General features: G+C 51.9%; 16 protein-coding genes. 1 reads left to right on the top strand and 15 read right to left on the bottom strand.

Annotated elements, in window-relative coordinates:
• The 14 genes from KJ869_03265 to KJ869_03200 form a co-directional block, all read right to left on the bottom strand.
• Positions 1–2,697 (bottom strand): hypothetical protein (locus tag KJ869_03265; GenBank protein ID MBU1576210.1); only part of this gene is annotated, 2,697 nt, incomplete at its 3' end.
• A 118-nt stretch (positions 2,698–2,815) separates the two neighbouring features.
• Positions 2,816–3,976 (bottom strand): acyl-CoA dehydrogenase family protein, encoded by a 1,161-nt coding sequence (locus KJ869_03260; GenBank protein MBU1576209.1) that lies wholly within the window; start codon positions 3,974–3,976, stop codon positions 2,816–2,818.
• A 68-nt stretch (positions 3,977–4,044) separates the two neighbouring features.
• Complete coding sequence (gene rnc / locus KJ869_03255) at positions 4,045–4,791, bottom strand: ribonuclease III (protein ID MBU1576208.1); 747 nt, start codon at positions 4,789–4,791, stop codon at positions 4,045–4,047.
• A gap of 6 nt (positions 4,792–4,797) precedes the next feature.
• Positions 4,798–6,036, bottom strand: coding sequence for a beta-ketoacyl-ACP synthase II (gene fabF, locus KJ869_03250; protein MBU1576207.1), 1,239 nt, complete (start codon positions 6,034–6,036; stop codon positions 4,798–4,800).
• 95 nt (positions 6,037–6,131) lie between these two features.
• Positions 6,132–6,371, bottom strand: a complete 240-nt coding sequence (locus KJ869_03245) for an acyl carrier protein (GenBank protein ID MBU1576206.1) — start codon at positions 6,369–6,371, stop codon at positions 6,132–6,134.
• A gap of 141 nt (positions 6,372–6,512) precedes the next feature.
• Complete coding sequence (fabG, locus tag KJ869_03240) at positions 6,513–7,253, bottom strand: 3-oxoacyl-[acyl-carrier-protein] reductase (GenBank protein ID MBU1576205.1); 741 nt, start codon at positions 7,251–7,253, stop codon at positions 6,513–6,515.
• Positions 7,254–7,328: 75 nt separating this feature from the next.
• Positions 7,329–7,736: a hypothetical protein gene (locus KJ869_03235; protein ID MBU1576204.1), complete on the bottom strand. Its 408-nt coding sequence runs from the start codon at positions 7,734–7,736 to the stop codon at positions 7,329–7,331.
• Between the two features lie 67 nt (positions 7,737–7,803).
• Positions 7,804–8,739: an ACP S-malonyltransferase gene (gene fabD, locus KJ869_03230; GenBank protein MBU1576203.1), complete on the bottom strand. Its 936-nt coding sequence runs from the start codon at positions 8,737–8,739 to the stop codon at positions 7,804–7,806.
• 111 nt (positions 8,740–8,850) lie between these two features.
• Positions 8,851–9,831, bottom strand: coding sequence for a ketoacyl-ACP synthase III (locus tag KJ869_03225; protein ID MBU1576202.1), 981 nt, complete (start codon positions 9,829–9,831; stop codon positions 8,851–8,853).
• The gene (gene plsX / locus KJ869_03220) at positions 9,828–10,868 is read right to left on the bottom strand and encodes a phosphate acyltransferase PlsX (protein MBU1576201.1); all 1,041 of its coding nucleotides are present in this window, start codon (positions 10,866–10,868) and stop codon (positions 9,828–9,830) included. The genes KJ869_03225 and plsX overlap by 4 nt, the downstream gene beginning before the upstream one ends.
• Before the next feature lie 167 nt (positions 10,869–11,035).
• Positions 11,036–11,218 (bottom strand): 50S ribosomal protein L32, encoded by a 183-nt coding sequence (gene rpmF, locus KJ869_03215; protein ID MBU1576200.1) that lies wholly within the window; start codon positions 11,216–11,218, stop codon positions 11,036–11,038.
• A 50-nt stretch (positions 11,219–11,268) separates the two neighbouring features.
• A complete protein-coding gene (locus KJ869_03210) occupies positions 11,269–12,225 on the bottom strand; it encodes a D-alanine--D-alanine ligase (protein ID MBU1576199.1) in 957 nt (318 codons plus the stop codon).
• Positions 12,226–12,227: 2 nt separating this feature from the next.
• Entirely contained in the window at positions 12,228–12,947 is a 720-nt protein-coding gene (locus KJ869_03205) for a pyridoxine 5'-phosphate synthase (protein MBU1576198.1), read from the bottom strand.
• Positions 12,948–13,028: 81 nt separating this feature from the next.
• Positions 13,029–13,322 carry a DUF3098 domain-containing protein gene (locus KJ869_03200; protein ID MBU1576197.1) on the bottom strand — a complete coding sequence of 98 codons (294 nt, stop codon included), beginning with the start codon at positions 13,320–13,322 and terminating at the stop codon, positions 13,029–13,031.
• A 202-nt stretch (positions 13,323–13,524) separates the two neighbouring features.
• On the opposite strand from KJ869_03200, the gene KJ869_03195 reads away from it, so the two are divergent.
• Positions 13,525–14,166, top strand: a complete 642-nt coding sequence (locus tag KJ869_03195; GenBank protein ID MBU1576196.1) for a sensor domain-containing protein — start codon at positions 13,525–13,527, stop codon at positions 14,164–14,166.
• 71 nt (positions 14,167–14,237) lie between these two features.
• Here KJ869_03195 and KJ869_03190 read toward each other — a convergent pair.
• Positions 14,238–15,270: hypothetical protein (locus KJ869_03190; protein ID MBU1576195.1), on the bottom strand; the 1,033-nt coding region annotated here is incomplete at its 5' end.

The raw sequence follows: 15,270 nt of genomic DNA, 5'->3' as shown, positions 1-15,270 counted from the left end.
TTCAATATTTTCAAAAGTCATCTGGCTTGTTTTAATCAATTTAATCTTGTCACTCAGCCCGTCATGTAAATTTGCTACAGTATAAAGCTTTTCTTCTGCCTTGCTATAGTCTTGATCTCTAATAATTACAAATGTTTTCACGTCAAAATTTGGAATGGAGGTAAATAAATTACGATATCTTACATTTATGGCTTTATCGGCAGTGTCAATAGTATATGCTACTTCAAAAGCTGCAATGATTTTTTTGCCTTTAAGCCAAAGTAAATCTATTTCTTTAATTATGTCAAAGGTCTTGCTATCTAAACCAAAATCAAGCGGGGACATCATTTGATGGCTTATTTCACGAAAATTTGGTACTTTCCTTTGCTCTGTTTCACCGATATGGACGTTATAGCCTAATCTCAAGGCATATTTCGACAGCAACGAAATAAGTTCATTATGGTCTAACTTAGACGCTATTACATCTTCACCAAATATTGAGGTTTGTAAAATAGGTGCTTTAAATTCGACTACCGAACTTGTAGGCAAATCCGATTTTAATCTATATCCTTTTCTTTTGTCACCCTTTTTTACCGATACTTGCTCGCAAAACCTTGAAAGGACTTTATTGATCGCTTGAATACCGGGTCTATGACTATTAACAAGGTTTGTATAGATATTTACCAATATTTCATCTAAACTTACAACTTTTTTCTCTCTTAAAAAGCTGGCAATAAGGCCTTCCGTTAAAAGTTCCGCAGGTATGGCATCCATTGGCTTTAACGATTGGGTTTCCTTATCAACCATTTCCTTTTTATACCATTTTTTGTCCTTATGATAGACAAAATGCCCGTTCAAGAAGGTTCTCAAATCAAAATTGGCCAATCTATGGAGCAACCCCTTCTCATTTAAATAAGGGATCATTCCCGTCATTAAAAGGCTTTCGTCTGCACCGCCGTGAAATTCTATTAATTCCTCAACTTTATTTCTAAAATCCTTTTCTTCATCTGGCGTAAGTGTATCTTTTATCTTATCAATTTCCGGCAATGTTTCCTGCCTTTGAAAGCTAAGAACAAAGTCGCCTAACATAGAGCCAGGTGCCCGTAAATGTAATGTTGCAGTATAGTGCTCAATAGGCGGTTGGTAAATCATTCCTCTTGTTTTATCAAAAGCGGCATCAGGCAATTTAAAACCTGCCCTGACCGCTGCCCTCTGCAAGCTCATCCACACGCCAACTTCCCTATTATGAAATGTCATTACCATCCAACCATTGGGTTTTAATACTCTATGGCACTCCTTAAATACTTTATACAGCATGTTTTCATAATGGTCAGCCGATTTTTGTGTTTCAAAACCAGAATGTCGTGTTTGTATGGCTTCATCGGTATTGTCAATTATACCTTTTAATTCTAGTTCATCTTTAAGCCATACAGCCCAGAAATCACACAATTCAGCATATTGTACGTTGCCACCAAAAGGCGGATCGGTAATAACAATATCAACTGATTTTTCAGTTAAAGGTAATTTATGCGACGATTGTGTTAACAATAAGCAGGTTTTATCTTTTATGAGGTCTTTATATGCTTTTGCATAAGCTGTATAATCTCCGATTGCCTCATGTGAAGCTTTTTTGCCTCTTAATACAGTATTGTTCCCACCCTTGTACCTTTGTTCAAACATGCCCCAAACGTTCATTTCATAAGAAATATTAGGCAACCAATACGCATGGTGCTGCCAACCATGCCCGGTATCGCTCGTTAAAATAGATGTCCACGATAATGCAGCACTAAAAGCAAAAGTTAATATTTCCTTTGTGTTTTCATCTAAATCTGCTTTACCTATAGCTTGCTTTAACCTGGCATTAGCCAGTAAATTTCTTTTTGTAAATAACTTATAAAAATGGGTGAGGCCTTTTTTAAATAAAGAATGATCCTTCTCCAAGTCCCCATCAGGAAACTTATCTTTCGGATATTTCAGTTTTTCTTTTTTGACAATATCCTCAAATGATTTTTCTATTTTCTTATATAGCTTTTTATCATTGTCATCGGCAGGTTTTTCGCCGGATTTTCCACATTCGCAGTTATATTTTACAGCAATAAGCTGGTCGTCAAGTTTATCGCATTCCGAAGGGATAACCATTCCTTTGCATTTTATGTTGGTGCAAATATAGCGGCCAGCACTTTTCTTTTTGGCTTCTGCTAATACTACCGGCTTACCACAACCATTACATTTATAAACATTGCTCCATTCGTACCATCCTGTTATCGCCTTCTTATTCCCGCATTTGGGGCATTCAGTGTAATAAAGTCCCAATATTTTATCTTTTACCTTCTTTTCGATTTGCTTAAATCCATCTTCAAGAGCTTCTAAATCAACAGGCATTACTTCCATTTTGGTTATAAAAGTAGCCATAGGATTCAAATCAACCCCAATGACTTTACGCCGTAATTTTAATCCCTCAACTACCGTAACACCACCGCCGCAGAACGGATCACGTATTATATCGCCAGGGTTTGTGTAATGCTTAATAAGATATGAGAACACATTATGCGGCCTGCGGGCAAAATAACGGTGCATAGTATAAATTGGCGTATGGCTCTCTGCCAGCACCGGCGCTTGTATTGGCTTTACAATGTCCTCTTTTGGACCTTCGGCCTTTTGGTATTTGGCGATTTCTTCGGCAATACTAAGTTCTTTATCAAGATTTAATTTTTCCATACCGCTCCATAATACTCTATTTGCATTACTATACATAAAAAATAGAATTTATTCAAGAACTATTTAACCTATTTAAAAGGGCGATTCGTAAGAATCGCCCCAGTAAATATTTGCTTTGTTATTCCTTGCTTCCCGCCGCTTCCTTGATCAGGTTGCTGGCGATAACCCCCCGCTGGATCTGGTTGGTGCCCTCGTAGATCTGGGTGATCTTGGCGTCGCGCATCATCTTCTCCACCGGGTATTCCTTCATGTAACCGTAGCCGCCCAGCACCTGCACGGCATCGGTGGTTACCTCCATGGCCACATCGGAGGCGAAACACTTGCACATGGCGCTTTCCTTGGCGAATTTCTTCTCGCCGGAATCTATGGTCCTGGCGGTGGCGTAGACCAACGCCCGGGCGGCCTCCAGCTTCATGGCCATGTCGGCCAGCATGAACTGCACCCCCTGAAAGGCCGAGATCGGTTTGCCGAACTGCACCCTCTCCCGGGAGTATTTTACCGCTTCGTCCAGGGCACCCTGGGCTATCCCCAGGGCCTGGGCGGCCACCCCGGGCCGGGTCCGGTCCAAAGTCCCCATGGCCACCAGAAAGCCCATGCCCTCCTTGCCCAGTATCTGATCCTTGTGCACCCGGCAGTTGTCGAACACCAACTCGCTGGTTATCGAGGCCCGGATGCCCATCTTGTTCTCTTTCTTGCCGAAGGAGAAGCCGGGGGTGCCCTTCTCCACGATGAAGGCGGTGGCGCCGCGGCTGCCCTTGGTGCGGTCGGTCAGGGCCACCACCGTATAGACCTCGGCCTCGCCACCGTTGGTGATCCACTGCTTGGTGCCATTGAGGACGTAGTGATCGCCGTCCTTGACCGCGGTGGTCTGAATGCCTCCGGCGTCCGAGCCGGCGTTGGCCTCGGTCAGTCCGAAGGCCGCCAGCTTCTTGCCCTTGGCGATATCCGGCAGGTATTTCTTCTTCTGTTCCTCGGTGCCGAACAGGATAATGGGGAAGGTTCCCAGCCCGGTGGCGGCAAAGGCCAGGGAGATGCCGCCGCAGAAGCGCGACAGTTCCTCGGTGGCCACCACCATCTCCATTACCCCGCCGCCCAGGCCCCCGTAGGCCTCGGGGATGTAGACCCCGCAGATATCGGCGTCGGCCAGCACTTTGACGATATCCCAGGGGAACTCTCCGCTTACGTCATAGTGTTCCCGCACCGGCTTTATCTTCTCCACCCCGATCTTGTGGCAGAGGTCCTTTATCATCTGTTGTTCATCAGTGAAGAAATGATTCATGGTAACTCCTAATATTTTGTCATTATTTTCCGGATTTGGTTACACCGTCATAACGGCCAGGCTGTTTTTCAGCCCCCGTTCTCGGTCTTCAGTTTCTCGATGGTCTGCTGGGCCGCCGACTGCTCGGCCTCCTTCTTGCTGGCTCCCCAGGCCATTCCGTAGCGCTTGCGGCCGATCTTCAACTCCACTTCGAACATCCGGTTATGCTTGGGGCCGGACTCGGCCTTAAGATTGTAACGGACCGGCTGGGTGATGTTATGCGACTGCAGGTATTCCTGGAGCAGCCCCTTGTAATTGCGATAGGCATCGCTGGATATCAGGTGCTCTATCCGCCAGAAATATCCCTTCTCCAGGAATTTCCGCACCGCCCCCAGCCCGGAGTCCAGGTAATATGCGGCGATCAGGGATTCGAAGGCGTCGCACAGGATGGAGTCCTTGGACTGCCCGCCGGAGGCCAACTCGTCGCGGGAGAGCTCCAGCATCTCGCCCACCCCCAGCTCCCGGGCCACCTGGGAGAGGACCCGCTTGCTGACCACCAGCGATTTTATCTCGGTCAGCTTGCCCTCGTCGTCCCGGGGCCTGGTGTTATAGAGGTATTCGCAGACCAGCAGGCCCAGCACCGCATCCCCCAGCAGTTCCATCCGCTCGTTGGATTCCAGATGGGTGGAGGATGCCGAACGGTGCCGTAGCGACTGGAGGAAGAGCTCCTGGTCCCTGATCTTCCAGCCCAGCCGGGCCTCTATCCTGTTAAGCGCCTCCTTGCGGTGGCCGGGAAGCAGCTTTCTCTTGAGACGGGGAAATAATTTTCTTATCAAACCTTATTACTCAAACTTCTTTACCGCCAGCGATACGTTGTGCCCCCCGAAGCCGAAGGAATTGGAAAGGGCCGCCTTGACCTCGGCCGGCCGGGCCTTATTGGGCACGTAATCCAGATCGCACTCCGGATCCGGCGTGGTGTAGTTAATAGTGGGATGAATTGTTTGGTGCATGATGCACAAAGTTGTGGCGATCAGCTCCGCGCCTCCGGCCGCTCCCAGCAGATGGCCGGTCATCGATTTGGTGGATGACACCGCCAGCTTTTTGGCATGCTCTCCGAACACCGTCTTGATGGCCGCGGTTTCATATTTATCATTCATGTCAGTGGAAGTGCCATGCGCGTTGATGTAGCTGACATCCTCCGGTTTCAAATCCGCTGTCTTCAGAGCCATTTTCATGGCTCTAACTGCACCTTCGCCGCCCGGAGCCGGGGCAGTGATATGATGGGCGTCCCCGGTGGCACCATAGCCGCAAACCTCGGCATAGATCTTGGCACCGCGGGCCTGGGCGTGTTCCAGTTCTTCAAGGATGACAATGCCGGCGCCCTCGGCCATCACAAAGCCGTCGCGATCCTTGTCAAAGGGGCGGGAGGCGTGTTCCGGGTCATCATTGCGGAGGGACAGGGCCCTTAAAGCGCAGAATCCGGCCAATGCCAGCGGGGTTATCGGGGCCTCGGCCCCGCCGCAGATCATGGCCTCGCTGTCGCCGGTCTGGATGATCTTCAGGGCATCGCCGATGGCGTGGGCCGCCGAGGCGCAGGCCGAGACCGTGGCATAATTGGGCCCTTTGGCTCCATGGGCGATGGACACATACCCGGCCGCGATATCGGAGATCATCATCGGCACGAAGAATGGGGAGATTTTGTCCGGCCCGGATTCCAGCAATTTCTGGTGCTGGGCCTCCCAGGTCTCGGTGCCGCCGATGCCGGAGGCGATGATCACCCCCACCCGCTCGGCGAACTCGCCCTCGATCTTCAGGCCGGAGTCCTCCACCGCCATCTTGGCGGCCGCCATGGCGTAATGGGTATAGCGGTCCATCCGGCGTAGCTCCTTGCGGTCCATGTATGCCGCCGGATCGAAATTCTTGACCTCCCCGGCTATCTGAGCGGTATGTTTGGAGGCGTCGAAACGGGTTATCTTGCCCACCCCGCTTTTGCCCTCCTTCAGCCCGGCCCAGAATTCATCAATGGTGTTGCCGATGGGGGACACCACCCCCATTCCGGTTATTACTACCCTTCTTTTCATATACTTTAAATCTTTCTTCAAGATGATTGTTTCTCGGGAACGGAGGCGCCATTTTTTCAGACGCCCCCGTTTTTATTCAGTATGACGGCTTTGCTCTATTTCTCGGCCATCTTCTTTTCGATATACCCGACCGCGCCGCCTACTGTGGTCAGCTTCTCGGCCTCGTCATCCGGGATCTCCATCCCGAATTTCTCCTCCAGGGCCATCACCAGCTCCACTGTGTCTAATGAATCGGCTCCCAGATCTTCGATGAAAGAAGCTTCCATGGTCACCTGCGTAGCCTCAACTCCCAGACGATCGATAACGATCTTTTTGACATCGTCGATTACTGCCATTGTTGTTTCACCTCCTTTTGATTATTAATGTAATGATTGGTTATATTGGGTTTTGCTTGAATTTTTATTTTAACCTCTCCCCTACCCCTCTCCTAATGCTTTAGGAGAGGGAAGGGTGAGGTCGGATTGACATTAAAGAGGTCACATCACCAACCCGCCGTCCACGTGCAGCACCTGGCCGGTGATATAGGCCGATTGCTCGGAAACTAAGAATAATACCGCGTTGGCTACATCGTCCACGCTGCCCATCCGGCCCAGCGGGATGCCCTTCTTATAATTCTCCTTGACCTCGTCCGTCAGCTTGGCAGTCATGGCGGTTTCGATGAAGCCCGGGGCGATGGCGTTGCATGTGATGTTGCGCGAGGCGAATTCCTTGGCGGTGGACTTAGTGAAGGCGATCAAGCCCCCCTTGCTGGCCGCGTAGTTGGACTGCCCGGCGTTGCCCATCACGCCGATGACCGACGACATGTTGACTATCCGGCCTTGGCGCTGTTTCATCATTATCCGGGAAACGGCCTTGGTCAGCAGGAATGCGCCTTTGAGGTTGATGTCCAGCACCAGGTCCCAGTCCTTTTCCTCCATCCGCATCATCAGATTGTCGCGGGTCACCCCGGCGTTGTTCACCAGAATGTCCAATGTCGGGAATGTCTCCTGGGCCTTTTTAACCAGCTCCGTGACCTCATTGGCATCGGCCACATTGCATTTGATGGCTACGGCTTTTACGCCCAGGGCCTCAATTTCCTTGGCGGTCTTCTCGGCATCTTCGATGTTGACATCGCTGACTACGATGTTGGCCCCGGCCTTGGCCAGCGCCAGAGCGATGGATTTCCCTATGCCCTGGGCCGAGCCGGTTACGATGGCGTTTTTATCTTTTAACTGCATTCAAAATATCTCCGTGTTTACTTTGCATTGATAGTCATTTTAGTATCTTTAAGCTGCGGATATTCCTTTGCATTTTCAATTCTTTTTCCAGTTGTCTTTTACAAGACGTTGCTCAATTGAAATTGCATACATACCATCCCAACATCTTTGCCATCGCCAACCTTTTATTGTGCCAGGTGCATTTTTTTCAATCCACTCTGCTGACTTATCAGCCGAAAGGAGTGTTTTACAATGCGGACATCTTGGTGACGCGTCAGCCTTAAATTTCCCCCCACATTGACACGGCGCTAAAAGGAGTTCAATGTCTGGTGAAATTATCTTGTGAATTTTTAATTCTATCCCTTCCGGGACTTCCCAAGTATTTAAAATAGCTAGCATACCACACTGATCACAATAAGCATAAGCAGAATCGTTAAATCCATTATGTATTAAATCATACACAAAGGAGTTACCACAACAATCGCATGCACCAATATCGTTCATATCTTTTTGTTTTATTGACAGTATTACCACTTACAATATACTAACATACGAAATATAGCCTGTACTCTTATTTCTTCAACGCCTCTATCGTCTCCGCCAAAGTCTTGCTATCCTCCACGTTCAGCACGTTGACCTCGGGGGCAATGCGCTTAATCAGACCTTTCAGCACCCGGCCGGGGCCGCACTCTATCATGGTGGTCACGCCCAGCTCGGCCATCTTTTTAACGGACTCCTCCCAGCGCACCGGCTTCTTCACCTGCTCGATCAATAATTCCTTGATGGTGGCCGGGCTGAGAACCGGTTCGGCCGAAACATTGGCTATCACCGGACAGGCCGGCTCTTTTATTGCAACCTGGTTCAGCGCCCGTCTCATGCCGTATTGGGCAATGTCCATCAGCTCGGAATGAAAGGCCCCTGAGACTTCTAATTGAACCGCCCTCTTGGCCCCCTTGGCCTTGGCCAGTTCCATGGCCTTCTCGATGGCCTTGACCTCGCCGGAGATCACCGTCTGCTCGGCCGAATTGAAATTTGCAGCCTCCACGATGCCGGCCTCCCGGGCCTGGTGGCAGATATTCTCCACCTCCTTGGGCTCCAGGCCGATAATGGCGGCCATGGTGCCGGGCTGGATCTCGCCGGCGATGGCCATCAGCGAGCCGCGGATGCGCACTAATCTGACAGCGTCCTCAAAGGCTAGGGCTCCGGCGGCCACCAAAGCCGAATACTCGCCCAGGCTGTGCCCGGCGGTATAATCGAACTTGATGCCTTCTTTCTCCATTAACCTAAAGGCGGCTATGGAATGGATCAGTATGGCCGGCTGGGCGTTGTGGGTCATCCGCAGTTCGGCCGGGGTGCTTTCGAAGCAGATCTTGGTGATGTCGAATTTTAAAGCCTCGTTGGCCTTCTCGTAGATCTCCTTGGCCATGGGATGGTTGTCGTACAGGTCCTTTCCCATGCCCACGTACTGGGCGCCCTGTCCCGGGAATATAAAAGCTAATTTGGACATTTTCACCTCTTGATTATTTTTGGATTGCTTCTCTTGACCAGCATAGATGTCCCCTCGCAATGACCGGCCTTCTCTATTCAATCTTCTGAATTCAATATTCCAATTTCTAACTTACCATCTGATAAGCACCGCTCCCCAGGTGAAGCCGGCCCCGAAGGCCACCAGCATCACCAGGTCGCCCTTCTTGATCCGGCCCTCCCGCACCGCCTCGTCTAAGGCGATGGGAATGGAGGCCGCCGAAGTGTTGCCGTATTTCTGAATGTTGGTATAGACCGTGCCGGGGCCCGCCCCCAGCCTCTCGGCTATGGCCTCGATGATGCGCATGTTGGCCTGGTGCGGTATCAGCAGGTTAAGCTGATCCTTGGTAATGCCAGCGATCTCCATGGCTTTCATCGATGCTTCCAGCATGTTCCGGACGGCGTGGGGAAACACCTTGTTGCCGGCCATCTTTACATAATGCATCTTTTCATCCACCGTTTGATGGCTGGCCGGATTCAGCGAGCCGCCGCCGGGCATGAAAAGAAGATCTCCCAGGTTGCCGTCGGCCCCCAGATAGGTGCCCAGGATCCCCCGGTCCTCGTCTACCGCCCCCAGCACCGCCGCCCCGGCCCCGTCTCCGAACAGCACGCAGGTGCCCCGGTCGGTCCAGTCGGTGATCTTGGTCAGCTCCTCGGCCCCGATCACCAGCACTTTCCTTTTGGGGTCGGCCATTATCAGGGAACGGGCCAGCTCCAGCCCGTAGATGAACCCGGTGCAGCCGGCCGAAAGATCGAAGGCCGCAGCCTTCTTGGCCCCCAGCGCCGCCTGGACAATACAGGCGGTGGAGGGAAACATCATGTCGGGGGTGATGGTGCCGATCATGATAAAATCCAGATCCTCGGGTTTTATTTCGGCCGCCTCCAGCGCCCGGCGGCCCGCCTCGATGCATAATTTGGAAGTTGGCGTTTTCTCATCCGAGATATGCCGCTCTTTGATGCCGCTGCGCTGGGTTATCCACTCATCGGTGGTATCGACGATCTTCTCCAGGTCGGCGTTGGTCAATATCTTTTCGGGGACGAAATGCCCGGTCCCCAGTATGGCCACATGTTTCATTTTTTAACTTCCTTTGCGTAATTGGAAAGTTGGTCCTTAATATGGTCGTTCACCCGGTGGGAGACGCAGCGGTGGGCCACCAGAATGGCGTTCTTGATGGCTTTGGCGGTGGAACGGCCGTGGCAGATGATGCACACCCCGTTGACCCCCAGTAATGGGGCCCCGCCGTATTCCTCGTAATCCAGGTCCTTGGCAAATTTCTTCAGGGCGGGTTTTAACAGCAGGGCTCCGATCTTGCCGAAGATATTGGTATAGACATAGCGCTTGATGGAACCGTAGAACATCCGGACCACGCTCTCGGCGAATTTAAGGATTACGTTGCCCACGAACCCGTCGCAGACCACTACATCGGCGGTGCCTTTGAGAATATCCTTGCCCTCTATGTTGCCGATGAAATTCAAACCGCTCTCTGCCAGCAGCTGGTGGGATTTGACCGTCAACTCGTCGCCCTTGGATGCTTCCTCGCCCACCGAAAGCAGGCCCACCTTGGGGTTGGGCTTTTCGAAGACGTAGTGGGCGAACGAGGCTCCCATCATGCCGAATTGCAGCAGATAATGGGGCTTGCAGTCGGGGTTGGCCCCGGCATCCACCACGATGCAACCGCCCAGCTCGGTGGGCATGAAAGTGGCGATAGCCGGGCGGGAAACCCCCTCGATCCGCCCCAGTTCAAAAAGTGAAGCGCCCATTACCGCCCCGGTGTTCCCGGCCGAGATGAAGCCTTCGGCCTCGCCCCGCTTCTGCAGACGCAGGCCGACCGAGATGGAGGAATCGCGCTTGTTGCGCAGGGCCTCGGTAGGGGTCTCGTGCATCTCAATCCTCTGGGAGGCATGCACCAACTTCACCCCGTATTTCTCCAGATCCTCCTCTTGGTATTCCTTCTCCCCCACCCCCGACGCCAACTCAGTTTTGATGGCCACCGTATCGCCCACCAGTATCACCTGGAACTTGCCTCGGCCGATCTTGGCGGCCTCGATGGCCCCCAGGATGTTAGGCACCACCCCGTTGTCACCGCCCATGGCGTCCACCACGATCCGAATCGGACCGGCAGTGCCTCCCTCCGACAGGTTCTCCAATCCCAACTTGCCGCCGGTGGTTATTTCCTTGGCCTTTTTACTGCGGTTCCGTTTATCCTGGGAACGCTTGGCATCCCCTGGGTAAGCCCCTGTTTTTTTTGCCTTGGGTACCATTTTATTTTAATGAAAAATTAAACTTCTTTGATGCTGACGATCTCCCGGCCGCCGTAGTACCCGCAATAGGGGCAGGCCCGGTGCGGCATGCGGGACTGGTGGCAGTGGGAACACTTCACCAGGTTGGGGGCGGTCAGCTTCCAGTTGGCCCGGCGTTTCCCGGTGCGCGAATTGGAATGTTTCCTCTTGGGGACTGGCATGGTTGTTTTCCTCCTAATGTCTTTATGTGATTGTTGTTTTTACGGCTTTTTCAGATCTTTGCGCTGGACAGGATCGTCAGCACCACCTCATCATAGCTGATCCCGTCCACCTTGGCCTCGGCCGGAAGGTCGGACAGGTCGGTCATACCGGGGATGGTGTTGACCTCCAGGATAAACGGGGTGCCAGCCCGGTCCACGATGGCATCCACCCGCGACCAACCATGGCAGCCCAAAGCATGATGGGCGGCTAAAGCCGTCTCCTGGGCACGGCGGTACAGGCTGCCAGGCAGGCGGGCCGGGATGATGAACTCCGTCATCCCCTTAGTATATTTGGCCTGGAAATCATAGAATTCGTTCCTGGGGACCAGCTCTAGGATCGGCAGGGCCCTGACCTTTTGGCCGTTGCCCAGAATGCCGGTAGTGATGTTCATGCCGGAGATAAATCGCTCAGCGATCAGTCCGCCGTACTTGCGGTGCAGCTTCTTGAAACCCGACACGGCATCCTTGTGGTTCTTGATGATGGAGACCCCGATGGAAGAGCCCTCCTCCAGCGGTTTGACTATCAGCGGCAGGCCCAGTTCATCCTGGGCTTGCTGGGCGGCTTTGGCCGGATCGTCGCCCCGGTCTATCCATAAAAAATCCGGGGTGGGGATCCCCTGTTCCTTGAATACCTTCTTGCTGTAGCCCTTATGCATGGCCAGGGCCGAAGCCAGCACTCCCGACCCGGTGTAGGGAATGTCCATTATCTCCAAAAGCCCCTGAATGGTGCCGTCCTCGCCGTATTTGCCGTGCAGAATGATGAAGGCCACCTCTATCTTTTGGGCAACCAGCTTCTTGGCCACATCGGTTCCCACATCGATGCCCACCGCTTTAAATCCCTGCCTTTTCAGGGCGGCCAGAACGTTCTTGCCGGAGCGCAGGGACACCTCCCTCTCCCCGGACCGCCCGCCCATTAGGACCCCGATCTTTTTATCGGCAAATTTTTTCTTGATGCTGCCAACAGGCATGGCTACCTCTCCAAAAGGGCTTTCATGTCACGAACCGCCTTATCTAGGCCCACCAGCACCGCTTGGGCGATGATGGCATGCCCGATGTTCAGTTCGGTTATCTGGGGGATATTGACCATGGGAAGCAGGTTGAAATAATTAAGCCCGTGCCCGGCGTGTACATCCAAACCCAGTTTTTGGGCCAACTTGGCGGCCTGGGCCACCCGAACGGTTTCCTTTTTTATCTTACCACCCCTGGCCTGGGAAAAGGCGTTGGTGTTTATCTCTATGGAATCGGCCCCCAGTTTCCTGGCCAGCTTTACCTGTTTTTCATCCGGCTCGATGAAACAGGTCACCGATATCCCGGCCGCCTTCAGCAGTTTGGCCGCCCTGGCCACTCGGTCTCCGGCTTTTTGCAGATCCAGTCCGCCCTCGGTGGTTATCTCATCTGGATTCTCCGGCACCAGGCACACCGCATCCGGCTTGATATTGATCATCAAGCCTACCATTTCGTCGTCGGCCGCCAGTTCCACGTTGAGATGGGTGTTGACGGTTTGGCGAAGCAGCTGAACGTCCCGGTCCTGAATATGCCGGCGGTCGGAGCGCAGATGCACCGTGATGCCGTCGGCCCCGGCCAGGGTGGCCACGGCCGCGGCCCAGACCGGATCCGGCTGTAAGGCCTTTCTAGCCTGCCTCAGGGTGGCCACATGGTCTATATTTACGCCTAATCTGATTCTTTCCATACCCAACAATAAACCACGGTAGGAGCCTTTGCAGATTTTTACTGCATCCGCTAGACCGTGGTCCTAAATTTTATTATAGAATTATTTCTTTATGATCGCGATCGGGATCACCACGCAGTATCCCAGTACCAGCAGTACCGGGGCCGCGTTCATGGTAAGCCATCCGTTGACCCCACCCTTGAAGGGATGGATGAAGGGAAAGCCTCCCCCGAAGACGGGGCTGGAGAGAAAGAGGAATCCCAGCAGTATCAACCCGGCGGCGGCGGCGAACAAAATATAATTTATCCGGGTAAAGCCGATGGGAGTTTCCTGGGCAGGTTCCTTCCTGGCCCCCTCCTGTCTGGCTGCTGTTTTTCTATCTGTTTTCTTGGCCATAATATCCTTTAATTAGATTGGTAAGTATACAAATTTTAAGACCTTTTGTCAAGAGATAAGGCTTCGGTTTATAGAAGCCGAAACATAAAATAATGAGGTAGTTAGCATATTGAGATTTCTCTTATATGAGATCTGAAAATAACTGAAACTTTTTGCTCGAAAATCCGTAATTTAACATGAATATCAACAAAAGGAGGCGACCATGAATAACCTGTTAACCGGCCTGAAAAACATCCTGGGTGTGGGTTTAAAGCCCGGTTCATATCTCAATATCCTGTACCTGTTGCTGGCCTTTCCCCTGGGGATCTTCTATTTTGTCTATCTGATCACCGGGTTCTCCATCGGCCTGGGCCTGCTTTACATATTTATCGGCCTTCCCTTTCTGCTATTGACCATGTTCTCCTGGAGGTTGTTTGCCAGGTTTGAGGGGCTTCAGGCCAGATGGTTGTTGAAAGAGAATGTCGAGCATGACAGCCCGGCCAGATGGTCCGAGGCCAGCGGTTTCTGGAATTGGATCACCTCCCGGCTTTCCAGCAAATATACCTGGAAAGGGCTGGTCTACCTGTTACTGAAGGCCCCGTTAGGCGTTGTCTCCTTTATCGTTACCATCACCCTGGCCAGCGTTTCCGGGGTACTGATAATCGCCCCGTTCATCTATAAATTCGTGGACTATGAACTGCCCTGGGGAGCCATCAGCACTATGCCCCAAGCCCTTAGTTTAACAGCCTTCGGACTGGTTTTAGGCCTGCTGTCGCTTCATATTTTCAACGGCCTGGCTGCCGTATTCCGCTGGCTCTCCAGAAATCTGCTAAACTCCGGACAAAGACTGGCTGTTGCGGAGTAATGCTCCGCCATATTATCAAAGCCCCGAGGATGAACTCATCGGGGCTTTTCTGTTGTTCGCTAAATGATGTTTTAAAAATGAACAGTAATCCCCGTCCCGAACTGCAGGCCAGAAACCGTCAGATCCACCTCCTGCTGCTCCCAGGGAAGGGCGAAACCCTTAAAACTGTCCCGGCTGTACATACAATAAACCCTCAATGCCTCCCGGTCCGGCCTCAGCCACACCAGAAAGCCTCCGCCTACCTGCAGAGTGCTGTGGTCTATTTTTGTATTTATTTTTATGGTAGTGGTGCTGTCAGTGATCAACTCGCTGGACACGTTGCGCGATAGATACTCGCAATTATACTCCCCGTCGGCCTTGGCTGTAATACCGCCATACCTAATCTCGCCGTAGGGTTCCAGCTTGCCCCAGGGTACCGTAACCGTCAAATTGACCAGCGGCGAATGGGAGGTAAAGCTGATCTCCATATCCCCGCGAACCTCCGTGGTGTCTTCCCAGAATGATATCTTCTTATCGATTATATCTGGATATGTCCGAAACTGGTACATCAACCCCAAGGTGAGATTTCGGCTGATGGCAAAGCCCACGCCCGCCTCAACCCCGAATCCTTCGCCTTCAAAATCATCATCCGTGACGGTCATTTCTTGGGATGGCTCTACGTACGGTTCCATGAACGGCTCTGTTCCATAAGTCTCGGTACTGGGAGCCGAGACCATAACAAATTCCAACGATAAAAAATTCACCTTCCAGCGTCGCAGCGGCATCTTGGCCTCAATCTTCGTCTCCCGGCCGGGATTTGGGGTCCATTTTGCATTGAAGCTTTTATACCCCCACTTGACGGCTTTTATCTTGTACAGCGAGTCCGTCAGGTCCTCGATAACCATGCCCTGCTCGCTAACAATCCCCTGGAATTTTTTATTCAGATATAATTTTGCTCCGGGCGGGTCGGTTTTGATCTTCAGTTTCCCGGCTAAACTCATCAGGGGCGCTTTTACCGTATCCACCTTTCCGACGCTGACTAATCGGCTGGTGGAAAACAGGCTGTAGCCCTCCTTCACCAGTGATATTTGATGCAACCCTTCGGACAAGGGATATATCAGGTTC

Source organism: Candidatus Edwardsbacteria bacterium (assembly GCA_018821925.1).
GTDB lineage: Bacteria > Edwardsbacteria > AC1 > AC1 > EtOH8 > UBA2226.
The sequence above is the reverse complement of the archived record's forward strand: the minus strand, read 5'-3'. Positions and strand labels throughout refer to the sequence as shown.

Excerpts from the sequence above, each read along its gene's own strand:
- KJ869_03260 (MBU1576209.1), bottom strand. The coding sequence starts at position 3,976 with ATGAATCATTTCTTCACTGATGAACAACAGATGATAAAGGACCTCTGC.
- fabF (MBU1576207.1), bottom strand. The coding sequence starts at position 6,036 with ATGAAAAGAAGGGTAGTAATAACCGGAATGGGGGTGGTGTCCCCCATC.
- KJ869_03245 (MBU1576206.1), bottom strand. The coding sequence starts at position 6,371 with ATGGCAGTAATCGACGATGTCAAAAAGATCGTTATCGATCGTCTGGGA.
- fabG (MBU1576205.1), bottom strand. The coding sequence starts at position 7,253 with ATGCAGTTAAAAGATAAAAACGCCATCGTAACCGGCTCGGCCCAGGGC.
- KJ869_03235 (MBU1576204.1), bottom strand. The coding sequence starts at position 7,736 with ATGAACGATATTGGTGCATGCGATTGTTGTGGTAACTCCTTTGTGTAT.
- fabD (MBU1576203.1), bottom strand. The coding sequence starts at position 8,739 with ATGTCCAAATTAGCTTTTATATTCCCGGGACAGGGCGCCCAGTACGTG.
- KJ869_03225 (MBU1576202.1), bottom strand. The coding sequence starts at position 9,831 with ATGAAACATGTGGCCATACTGGGGACCGGGCATTTCGTCCCCGAAAAG.
- rpmF (MBU1576200.1), bottom strand. The coding sequence starts at position 11,218 with ATGCCAGTCCCCAAGAGGAAACATTCCAATTCGCGCACCGGGAAACGC.
- KJ869_03210 (MBU1576199.1), bottom strand. The coding sequence starts at position 12,225 with ATGCCTGTTGGCAGCATCAAGAAAAAATTTGCCGATAAAAAGATCGGG.
- KJ869_03205 (MBU1576198.1), bottom strand. The coding sequence starts at position 12,947 with ATGGAAAGAATCAGATTAGGCGTAAATATAGACCATGTGGCCACCCTG.
- KJ869_03200 (MBU1576197.1), bottom strand. The coding sequence starts at position 13,322 with ATGGCCAAGAAAACAGATAGAAAAACAGCAGCCAGACAGGAGGGGGCC.
- KJ869_03195 (MBU1576196.1), top strand. The coding sequence starts at position 13,525 with ATGAATAACCTGTTAACCGGCCTGAAAAACATCCTGGGTGTGGGTTTA.